The following is a 9,515-nucleotide window of genomic DNA, read 5'->3' as shown; positions in this document are numbered from 1 at the left end:
CGCCGCGACGGTGGAAGCAACTCTTCGCCGACAACCCGCTCCGCTCGCCCTTGCACACCCTCCACGCGTAGACAAGAACGCCGGTGGGTTACCGGTTACATTCGGCCGCTCCCATCCACGATCGGAGCGGGCGTGTAATCGGTGCCGTGATGGTTTTCCATGACGTCAGCGCGGCGCGGGCGATGGTGCTCAAGATGTCTCATCTGGCGCAGCACGATTTCCTCACAGATTTACCCAACCGCGTGCTGTTGAATGACCGGCTTGCACAGGCGATTAATCTGGCCCACCGTCGCGGAAAGAAATTGGCGGTGTTGTTCATGGATCTGGATATGTTCAAAAACATCAATGATTCCCTGGGGCATATTGTTGGCGACAAATTGCTACAGTCGGTTGCCGGACGCTTGCTGGCCTGTGTGCGCAATACGGATACCGTAAGCCGCCAAGGCGGCGATGAATTCGTGGTTCTGCTTTCGGAGATCGAACACTCGGAAGACGCGGCATGCCGCGCGGAGAATATCATCTCGGCAATGGCGGACCCCCACAGTGTCGCGGGCCATCATCTCAATATCAACATGAGCATCGGTATCAGCGTCTATCCGAATGACGGCGAGGATGCGGAGACGCTGATCAAAAATGCCGACGTGGCGATGTACCACGCCAAGAAAACTGGGCGTGATAATTTCCAATTCTTCAGGCAAGACATGAATGACCGGGTTGTCGAACGGCATTCCCTGGAAGCCGACCTTCGCGGTGCGCTGGCAGGACCGGGATTAGTGTTGCACTATCAGCCAAAAATATATCTCGAGACCGGGGAAATCACCGGTGTCGAGGCACTTATCCGCTGGCGGCACGCGACACGTGGGCTCCTCTTCCCGGACCAATTCGTATCCTTTGCCGAGGAGTGCGGCCTCATCGTGCCCCTCGGCCGCTGGGTGCTCCGCGAAGTATGCTATCAACTCCGTAGCTGGCTTGACGCGGGCCTGCGACCAAGTCCTGTGGCGATCAATGTGTCCGCGCTCGAGTTCCGCAATAAGGAATTTCTCGAGGGCGTTCGCGACATATTGAAAGAGACTCACCTGGACCCGGGCTATCTCGAGATCGAGCTGACCGAAAGCGTACTCATGCAGGATGTCGACTCCTCGATCACTATGTTGCAGGCACTCAAAGCAATGGGCATTCAACTCGCTATTGATGACTTCGGTACCGGCTATTCCAGTTTGAATTATCTGAAGCGGTTTCCAATCGACACCTTGAAGATCGACAGGTGGTTCGTGCGCGACATCACTACCGATCCCGACGATGCCACCATCGTCCGTGCGGTGATCGGCATGGGTAATAGCCTCAATAAGCGGGTCAGCGCCGAGGGCGTGGAAACCGGAGGACAGCTTGCATTCCTCCGCGCTGAGGGTTGCGGAGAAGGGCAAGGTTACTACTTCGGTCGGCCGGTACCGCCGGAGCAATCCGGCTGTTACGAATCCCGCCGCGATTGGATAGCGGCAGGCGGGTAAAACGCTGCCCATTTTTGTATGCAGTGCCATTGTCAGCGTGAATTGATCAGACCTTCCCTAGGAGAAATCGCAATGAATACAGTAAATATTGCAGCAATCGTGCTGGTGGTAGGTGGGGTGCTGGGTTTGGCGTACGGCGGCTTCAGCTACACCAAGGATACCCATGAGGCCAAACTTGGCCCGATTGAATTGTCGGTAAAAGACCAGAAAACGATCAACATACCGGTTTGGGCTGGAGTTGGGGCGATCGTGATCGGGGGCATACTGCTGGTTTTCCAAGGCAACAGAAAATAGTGGCGCGCGGATGGATGGACGTTAGTCACTTTTGTTCTTGATTATTGGCATCAGATCCGCAACCAGCGGTGAGAGCGGCTGCGTGTAGCAGCGACGTAGGCCGATACCCTGGACAGGTTGGAGTGAATACTGACGGTGTCGTTGTGTTAGGGATATTGGGGCCCGTTGTCGCCTGCAATACCCGCGCGGGTCAAGGTTGGGTGTGTCGAAATGACGCCAACGTCCTACTGAAATCCACTGCCGGTTTCGTTGTCGATGACAAGGGTCGCATAAGCAGTCTGTCAATTGATGGCCACAAGCTCTTGAAGGTGCGCAGATAAATGCATTGCCAGGCGTCAATCTCGAAGGGTTAAGGTTTCCCCCGCGCCGCCTTCGCTGTGCGCTTGCCGCTGTTGGAGGTTGGGATGAGGGTGATCGAGCAAGTAGCTTACATCATCTCACCCGCCTCCCTCTCTCTGAGAGAACGGGCGTTCCAATAGGTTTGCGGCGATGCGAATATCCAAAATAAAATTCCAAATTGCGTGGCGTATTAGGCTATGGTTCGGTCATACGTTGCTTTATCGGCTTGATAACATCCACAAGACGCTGCTTCCAGGCCCCTGCGGTTGAGAACCGTGATGGTTCCACGGCTATAGTTGATCAACTTGCGCTTTTGCAGTGAGCCCGCGGCTTTTGTGATGCCGACCCGACGAACGCCAAGCATGTAGGCGAGAAATTCATGGGTGATATGCAATTTGTTTGAGTGCGCCCGGTCCTGAGTCATCAATAACCAGCGGGCCAGGCGCGCCTCCACCAGATGGAAGCGTGTGCATGCCGCCGTTTGCGCGAGCTGACTCATCCGCACATAGATATATCGGTTAATGCCCCGTTGCAGTGCCGGGCTATGTCGCAGTTCGCGGCGAAAGTACGAAGTTTTCATGCGAAGCGAAATACCTTCGCCCTGCACCAAGGCGCGCAGCGGCGAAACATCGATACCGAGCGCGAGTGCGATATCGTGCATGCCTTCAGTGCCGACCAGTGCCACCTCTAGACAGGCTTGGCTGTCGATCGGACTTACCAAAGAGATATAACTGTCGGTAGGAAAGTAGACATGGTGGATATGGTCGCCGGGTTCGCAGAGAACTTCACCGAATACGAGTTCGACTTGCTCGCAGTTAGAAAGGAGATGTTGCCGATCCTTGTGGGGCAGCGCGGCAAGCAGACGATTCGCATGGAGTGCGGGTGCAGTGGGGGGCATTGAAGTCTCTTGTGGTGTTGTGTCTAATGCTAACCGTCGGCACAAGGAGAGTAGGTAATGCAATCCTTGCGTCCGGTGGCGTTTGCGGGGTGACGGTATGCCCGATACGGCCTGCTCTCCCGGGGACACAATTCCCTCGCCGCTGGTTAGTGGCTGCGCTTGGTGGACTGCTTCGCAACCAACGAGACTTGATGCGTCGCGCGTTCCTCTCCCCACCATTCCAAGGTGGCGCCGCTCACGGTGGGGGGTAGTTAGGGTCGCGGTTGAGTCCTTGCCGCCGGACCCTGCCGTTCGCGGCGCCAGCCTGAAAGATAGGCTGAAGGGCTGGTAGATTCTGTTCGGTGTCGAACATAGCGCGCATTTGATGAGCGTCTTTTCCCGCGAATGGAGAATTTGTATGCATTTGGGCCAATAGCAGTGTTTTGAAAGAAAATTGTCTGACGGAGAGGGCATGCCTTGCTGTGCAAGGGGTCACACGGCGATCAAGTCGGGGAGCAGGCGATCAAATTCCTTTTTGACCACTTGATAGCATTCGCAGGCCTGCGCTTCCAATCCCGGCCGATCCAGGATGGTGATGTGTCCGCGACTGTAGAGAATCAGCCCGATGTCTTGCAATTTAGCGGCGGCTTCCGTGACGCTTTCGCGACGCACGCCCAGCATATTGGCGATCAACTGCTGGGTCATGGTCACGTCGTTCGAAGGCAATCGGTCCAAACTCATCAGCAGCCAGCGACACAGTTGCTGGTGTATGGAATGATGCCGATTGCATACCGCCGTCTGGGCCATCTGGGTAATCAGCGCCTGGGTGTAACGGAGCAACAGATGCATCAGCGGCCCGGCACGATGGAATTCATTCTTGAGCAACTGTGCTTTGAGCCGGTACCCGTGGCCAGCGTTCTGCACTATGGCCCGGCTCGGTGTGCTTTCACCGCCCATGAACAGGGCGATACCGAGTATGCCTTCTTTTCCCACCACCGCAATCTCGGCTGATGCGCCATCTTCCATGACGTAAAGCAGTGACACTACAGAAGTCGTGGGGAAATAGACATGACGCAACTGGTTACCGGATTCGTAGAGGACGTCGCCTAGCGGCATTTGTATGTATTCGAGATGGGGAAACAGGCGCTCGCACGCGGACTCGGGCAGGGTGGCGAGAAGATTATTTTGTTTTGGGTTCGGGAGAGTCATGTGTTGCCTCCAGCTTGCCGGAATCGTTAGAGTTCCCTCTATCGATGACAGGGTGAAGAGGCCGATATATGAATGATTTCCGTCAGCGCAGTATAGCGTTGCCCCTCCCATATGTCATATACCGCACATAACGTCATGTTCGCAAAGGATTTGGCGCTTCCGTTCATTAAGTCGTCGATGCGGGGAGATCTGTCCAAAACGCGCGGAGCTACGCCCAGCCCCCCACGGGTGGTGATGCGCATTCCGTCCGTTTCGCGGAAGAACGCGTGGTGCTGCTCGACGCCACCGCGTCGGCTAAGAGGCGCAGAAGGGAGGGCTATGAAAGCTGGCAAACATCGGGCGGGCGTGAGACCGTGTCGGGCGGCTGTGACTCGCTTAGGTGGCGAGTTCTACGGGCGACCATTAGGTAATCGCGGCTTAGTGCGTCAGACACGGGGGGCCTCCGGTTCGATCGCCGGACATCCCGCGTCAACCGTGCGCTATTCGCGCGCCGGCGGGGGTGGTGCCCCTTACGTTCGCCCACCGCGCTTTCGATTTCCGCTGTCCAACATTGGCGGGTCGATCGTCGTGGTTAACTGGCCCCGGGCGACGTTTCCCCGTGTGCCGCCGACCCCAGCGATTTTTTTGCATCTTATTGCGTCGCGCACGCCAGGGATAAGGGTATAGTACGCGACAGGTGTTATATTTGCGGTTGCCGTGGCGGCTGTAGGGGATAATGCGTGATGCCCGATTATGGTCGGCGCGCTGCAATCGATTCGGGAAATGATGGTAAATCAGCACAACTTGAAGTATTGAAATTCTCATTAGTTCAGCTGCTTATTTGATTTTTGATCTTAGAGACATGCGGAAACAATTTGTAATTTTCCGGTCGGGGGTTCGAATCCCTTCCCCAGCCCCGCTCCGTCGTCCACGTGTTGCCGGTGGCGCTACCGGGCCCGGCTCCGAGCCCCGGCGATGTGACGCAGGTCTCAATTTTGCCTGCGCAACTCCTGCTATCGTGCGTCGCGCCGTGGCGCGTGGCGCGCCGTATAAGTGGGTTGTTGGTACCAGAACGGAACGCAGGAATCGCAGAGAGCTTTACCGGTACTACCGTCCAATAGTCGTGGAATTCTGACCGGCTCGTCGGCGGGAGTAGTCTGCTGAATTGCAAGCACTGGAGGAGTTTAACCAATGAAGAAAGCAAGCCTTATCACGATCGTTGCCGCCGTTTCCCTCGTCCCCTGCCTAGCGTTCGCCGCGGGCCCGCGGCCCATGGTTCAGGGTGTCGCCGGTCAGTGGCTGGGACCCTACGCAGGTGCGCAGTTCGGGTTCAACGACTCCAGCGCCGCGGGACTGAACAGTGAGGTTGGCATCGACGGTGGATTCAGCCTGGGCTACAACACCGCGCTACCCCTGAGTGGCATCCCTCGGCCGGTGGTCGTGGGGGGTAATTTCTTTGCGGAGTTCAACAGCCAGGAGACCCATAATGCGGGGGTCAACTACGGCTCCAACGTGTTCGGTGTCGATTTTCTTGCCGGTTACCCCATGGGCGCCGACGGCCGGATCCTCCCCTTCATCAAGTTCGGGTTCGGTTCCCTCAGCGGTACCGGGGACGCCGGAGGCAGCGATGTTAGCGCGCGGATCGGCCTGGGCGCGGAGCTGAAGATCAGCCCGCAACTGGGCCTCGTGGGGCAGTGGATGCATCAGGATGCAAATCACATCACCAACGACAACTTCACCGTAGGGGTCAACTACCACTTCTCGGTCTACTAACCGGCACCAGGCGGCACGCGACCCGGTAGCGGCTTAGCTGGGAGAGGGGGCCGGACCCGAGCGAGCGTCCAACAATGCCCGGGACGGGCAGGGGGCGGGCCGGATGGATTCCGCGGCCCGATCCTTCTTCGCCACCGAGGAGGTTGGCTGCCTGCAAGCAGCCTGCTACAGATCCGGAGGCGTATTCCCGCGTCCTATGGCGTAGTGGCTGAAGCCGAGTTGTGCGAGACGCTTTGGATCGTAGAGGTTGCGCCCGTCGAAGATCACTGGATGCCGGAGGCGCTCCTTGATGCCCGCGAAGTCCGGGCTCCAGAAGGCATTCCACTCGGTGAGGACGATCAGGGCGTCAGCGTCCTCCAGGGTATCGTCGGCATCCTCGCACAGTACCAAGTCGGCGCGCTCGCCGTAGATGCGCCGCGCCTCGTCCATGGCCGCCGGATCATGGGCCCGTACCCGCGCGCCCTGTTCCCAGAGCTTTTCCAACAGCACCCGGCTCGACGCCTCGCGCATGTCATCGGTATGGGGCTTGAAGGCCAGGCCCCACATTGCGAAGGTAAGTCCGGAGAGCCGGTCGTTGAAGTGCTTCCGGATCTTGTCGAATAGCACGCTCTTCTGGCGGTTGTTGACCACTTCCACGGCGCGCAGCAGGGTCGCGTCGTAACCCACCGCTGCGGCGATTCGCTCCAGTGCGCGCATGTCCTTCGGGAAACAAGAACCGCCGTAACCGACTCCCGGGTAGATGAAGTGATAGCCGATGCGGGGATCGGAACCGATCCCCGCGCGGACCTGTTCGATATCCGCGCCGAGGCGGTCGGCGATGTTGGCCACCTCGTTCATGAAGCTGATTTTCGTGGCAAGCATGGCGTTGGCCGCGTACTTGGTCAGTTCCGCGGAACGGATGTCCATCACCAGCAGCCGGTCATGGTTACGGTTGTAGGGTGCGTAGAGGACGCGCAGCAGTTCCGCGGTGCGCGGATTGTCGGTGCCCACCACGATCCGATCGGGGCGCATGAAGTCCTCCACGGCCGCGCCCTCTTTCAGGAACTCCGGGTTCGATACCACATCGAACTCGATTGCTACCTGACGCTCGGACTGCACGCGGCGGATGGTTTCCCGCACCCGATCGGCGGTGCCCACTGGGACGGTGGATTTGGTCACTAGGATACGGTAGTCCGTCATGCAGCGCGCGATGGTTTCCCCGACCGCGAGGACGCTGGAGAGGTCGGCGGAGCCGTCTTCATCCGGTGGTGTGCCTACGGCCACGAATTGAAACAGACCGTGTTCAACACCCCGGACCGGATCCGTGGTGAAGTCCAGGCGGCCGGAGGCGCGGTTCTTCGCAACCAGATCTTCCAACCCGGGTTCGTAGATCGGGATCCCGTCGTTTTGCAGCAGCGCGATCTTGGCCTCATCCCGGTCGACGCACAGTACGTCGTTACCGACCTCGGCGAGACAGGCTCCGGTGACCAGCCCGACGTAACCGGTTCCGTAAATTGTGACTTTCATAGTGGATCCCGTTTGGCGGAGGTTCGCCATGAGCGCTGATGAGACTAGGACCGCGCCCGATGGTGTTACAATAAGATGATGATTTTAATATATACATTAAGCATGGTCGCGTTCGTATTCGCCGCGGCGCACGTGCTGTAGGACCCGGCTCCGAGGGAGCCGCAACACTATAGACCCTCGGTCCGGGGGTGGGAAGCAGGTCGTGGGCGGCGCCCCCGGTCATCGTTTTAGCGCGGACGGCGCGCGCGCAGGGTCCGTTCCCATTCCAGGGAGGTCCGTACCGTGAACTCCAGGTCGTCGTGTTGGGGTTCCCAGCCGAGGACCCCACGGATCCGGTCCGCCGCCGCCACCAGGGCCGGTGGATCGCCCGCCCTGCGTGGCGCTTCCACGATATGCAGGGGTCGGCCACTGACCCGCTGTACGGTATCGAGCACCTCCCGCACGCTGGCGCCGTGCCCGTATCCGCAGTTCAGGGTGGCCGATGCCCCGCCCGCCCGCAGGTACTCCAGGGCCTTGATATGGGCGCAGGCGAGGTCTTCCACATGGATATAGTCCCGGATCCCGGTGCCGTCCGGCGTGGGATAATCGGTGCCGAAAATCACTACTTGGTCCCGGGCACCCACCGCCGCCTCGCAGGCTACTTTGATCAGCAGGGTAGCGTTGCGGGTGGACTGGCCGATCCGACCGGCGGGATCCGAGCCCGCCACATTGAAGTAGCGCAGGGTCACATGCCGCAGGGGGGAGGCCGCAGCCAGGTCGCGGAGCATCCACTCCGTCATGAGTTTGGAGGTTCCATAGGGATTGATGGGTGCCGTGGGCGTATCTTCCGACGCGCGGGAGTCCGGTGGGATTCCGTAGACCGCCGCCGTTGAGGAAAAGATGAAATGTCGTACCCCAGCGTCCAGACAGCAGGCCAGGAGGTTGCGGCTGCTGCAGGTGTTGTTTCCATAGTATTTTAAGGGGTCTGATACAGATTCCGGCACCACGGTATGGGCGGCGAAGTGCAGGACTGTGTCGATCCGGTGGGATGCGAGTAAACGATGCACCAGGGCTTGGTCCCCGGTGTCGCCCACCACCAACTCGCCATGGGTTACCGCCTCGGCGAAGCCCGTGGAGAGGTTGTCCAGTACCGTGACCCGCTCGCCTGCCTCCCCCAACTGACGCACCACATGGCTACCGATGTACCCGGCCCCTCCGGTGACAAGAATCCCTGTTTTATCCATCGTTTTGTGGTTTCCAACCCCGCGGCCGGCCGTGGTTTCGCCCCCACAACGAGGGTGGTTGGGCGCGGCGAGACTGGGATTATAACCCCGGGAGGGCAGTCTCCCGCCAGTATTCCGGCGCCCAGGCCTGAGGCAACTGTCACGAGAAGTTGACAGGCCCCCGTTCCTCCAGCAAAATTGCTCGCTTACGTTGCGGGAGGGGTTCCCGAGCGGTCAAAGGGACCAGACTGTAAATCTGGCGGCTCCGCCTTCGTAGGTTCGAATCCTACCCCCTCCACCAAGCGGGTACGGGTTCAGGGGAGCGATGCTTCATAGCACAAGGGCGTGTGTTCTCGTCCCCTGACGTAGGCGGGTGTAGTTCAATGGTAGAACCTCAGCCTTCCAAGCTGATGACGTGGGTTCGATCCCCATCACCCGCTCCAGCGGTGCGGCGCGTAACAGTTCGCAGGTAGCTCATTGCCCACATAGCTCAGTCGGTAGAGCACTTCCTTGGTAAGGAAGAGGTCACCGGTTCAAGTCCGGTTGTGGGCTCCAAGTGGTGTGCGCGCCGGACGTACGGCGCAGGTTCAAGGCCCGCCGATACAGGATGAACCCCGTTCTCAGCCGGGGCAAGGGTCGTTAAACGGACGGGCCGGCTTTGAGCCCGGTACGCGGCGGGTGTCAACCAAAGCCAAGGTCAACTTAAGAAAGTCTGAGGAGAGCGTTCGATGTCCAAGGGAAAGTACGAGCGTAAGAAGCCGCATGTAAACGTGGGGACGATAGGCCACGTGGACCATGGGAAGACGACGTTGACGGCGGCGTTGACGA

At 59.1% G+C, this 9,515-nt stretch carries 8 protein-coding genes and 3 tRNA genes; 7 read left to right on the top strand and 4 right to left on the bottom strand.

Features of this window, described 5'->3' with window-relative positions; genetic code table 11:
- Nucleotides 1–83: 83 nt before the first annotated feature.
- Both B7Z66_15100 and B7Z66_15095 read left to right on the top strand, forming a co-directional pair.
- Entirely contained in the window at nt 84–1,508 is a 1,425-nt protein-coding gene (locus tag B7Z66_15100; GenBank protein OYV74847.1) for a hypothetical protein, read from the top strand.
- A gap of 72 nt (nt 1,509–1,580) precedes the next feature.
- The gene (locus tag B7Z66_15095) at nt 1,581–1,802 is read left to right on the top strand and encodes a hypothetical protein (GenBank protein ID OYV74846.1); all 222 of its coding nucleotides are present in this window, start codon (nt 1,581–1,583) and stop codon (nt 1,800–1,802) included.
- A gap of 529 nt (nt 1,803–2,331) precedes the next feature.
- On the opposite strand, the gene B7Z66_15090 is transcribed toward B7Z66_15095, so the two are convergent.
- Together B7Z66_15090 and B7Z66_15085 are read right to left on the bottom strand one after the other, a co-directional pair.
- The gene (locus B7Z66_15090) at nt 2,332–3,039 is read right to left on the bottom strand and encodes a Crp/Fnr family transcriptional regulator (protein ID OYV74845.1); all 708 of its coding nucleotides are present in this window, start codon (nt 3,037–3,039) and stop codon (nt 2,332–2,334) included.
- Between the two features lie 471 nt (nt 3,040–3,510).
- Nucleotides 3,511–4,227 (bottom strand): Crp/Fnr family transcriptional regulator, encoded by a 717-nt coding sequence (locus B7Z66_15085; protein ID OYV74844.1) that lies wholly within the window; start codon nt 4,225–4,227, stop codon nt 3,511–3,513.
- 1,170 nt (nt 4,228–5,397) lie between these two features.
- Between B7Z66_15085 and B7Z66_15080 the strand changes: the two genes are divergently transcribed.
- Nucleotides 5,398–5,979, top strand: coding sequence for a hypothetical protein (locus tag B7Z66_15080; protein OYV74843.1), 582 nt, complete (start codon nt 5,398–5,400; stop codon nt 5,977–5,979).
- Between the two features lie 165 nt (nt 5,980–6,144).
- Here the strand turns inward: B7Z66_15080 and B7Z66_15075 are convergent, their stop codons facing one another.
- Together B7Z66_15075 and B7Z66_15070 are read right to left on the bottom strand one after the other, a co-directional pair.
- Nucleotides 6,145–7,485 (bottom strand): UDP-glucose 6-dehydrogenase, encoded by a 1,341-nt coding sequence (locus tag B7Z66_15075; GenBank protein ID OYV74842.1) that lies wholly within the window; start codon nt 7,483–7,485, stop codon nt 6,145–6,147.
- A gap of 227 nt (nt 7,486–7,712) precedes the next feature.
- Nucleotides 7,713–8,708 (bottom strand): UDP-glucose 4-epimerase GalE, encoded by a 996-nt coding sequence (locus B7Z66_15070; GenBank protein ID OYV74841.1) that lies wholly within the window; start codon nt 8,706–8,708, stop codon nt 7,713–7,715.
- A 195-nt stretch (nt 8,709–8,903) separates the two neighbouring features.
- Here B7Z66_15070 and B7Z66_15065 point away from each other — a divergent pair.
- The 4 genes from B7Z66_15065 to B7Z66_15050 form a co-directional block, all read left to right on the top strand.
- Nucleotides 8,904–8,988: transfer RNA gene (locus B7Z66_15065), tRNA-Tyr, on the top strand.
- Nucleotides 8,989–9,056: 68 nt separating this feature from the next.
- Nucleotides 9,057–9,130 (top strand) — tRNA-Gly (locus B7Z66_15060).
- Nucleotides 9,131–9,166: 36 nt separating this feature from the next.
- Nucleotides 9,167–9,242: transfer RNA gene (locus tag B7Z66_15055), tRNA-Thr, on the top strand.
- A 173-nt stretch (nt 9,243–9,415) separates the two neighbouring features.
- Nucleotides 9,416–9,515, top strand: a 100-nt coding sequence (locus B7Z66_15050; GenBank protein ID OYV74840.1) for an elongation factor Tu, incomplete at its 3' end; no start/stop codon positions are given.

The organism is Chromatiales bacterium 21-64-14 (assembly GCA_002255365.1).
GTDB lineage: Bacteria > Pseudomonadota > Gammaproteobacteria > 21-64-14 > 21-64-14 > 21-64-14.
Note: the sequence above shows the minus strand (reverse complement) of the source record. Positions and strands in the feature narration are given on the sequence as shown.

What these genes read in the sequence shown, in the direction of transcription:
- B7Z66_15095 (OYV74846.1), top strand. Translation starts at nt 1,581, where the DNA reads ATGAATACAGTAAATATTGCAGCAATCGTGCTGGTGGTAGGTGGGGTG.
- B7Z66_15090 (OYV74845.1), bottom strand. Translation starts at nt 3,039, where the DNA reads ATGCCCCCCACTGCACCCGCACTCCATGCGAATCGTCTGCTTGCCGCG.
- B7Z66_15085 (OYV74844.1), bottom strand. Translation starts at nt 4,227, where the DNA reads ATGACTCTCCCGAACCCAAAACAAAATAATCTTCTCGCCACCCTGCCC.
- B7Z66_15080 (OYV74843.1), top strand. Translation starts at nt 5,398, where the DNA reads ATGAAGAAAGCAAGCCTTATCACGATCGTTGCCGCCGTTTCCCTCGTC.
- B7Z66_15075 (OYV74842.1), bottom strand. Translation starts at nt 7,485, where the DNA reads ATGAAAGTCACAATTTACGGAACCGGTTACGTCGGGCTGGTCACCGGA.
- B7Z66_15070 (OYV74841.1), bottom strand. Translation starts at nt 8,708, where the DNA reads ATGGATAAAACAGGGATTCTTGTCACCGGAGGGGCCGGGTACATCGGT.